This window comes from Streptomyces sp. URMC 126 (genome assembly GCF_051386555.1).
Taxonomy (GTDB): domain Bacteria; phylum Actinomycetota; class Actinomycetes; order Streptomycetales; family Streptomycetaceae; genus Streptomyces.
Map to the genome: position 1 here is coordinate 1 of NZ_JBPQTX010001011.1, position 260 is coordinate 260.

1 protein-coding gene is annotated in these 260 nt (G+C 74.6%); it reads left to right on the top strand.

Annotated elements, in window-relative coordinates:
* The coding region (locus ACSNOK_RS34885; RefSeq protein WP_436784716.1) for a Calx-beta domain-containing protein at positions 1-260 on the top strand (260 nt) is incomplete at both ends.

Genomic DNA, 260 nt, shown 5'->3' on the forward strand with positions numbered 1-260 from the left:
GTACGGCGTGGGCGGGGTGCAGGCCCGCGTCGCCACCGACCGGCCCGTCTACACCGTGGACCACGGCGGGACCGCCACCGTGAAGGTGTCGGTGGGCACCACCGGCGACGTACCGCTGGCCGAGCCCGTCACCGTCACCTACGGCACCGGCGAGGGCACCGCGGAGCCCGGCGAGGACTACACCCCGGTCGAGGGCACCCTCACCTTCCCCGCCGGCACCCCCTCCGGCACGGCGAAGACCTTCACCGTAGACACCGAGC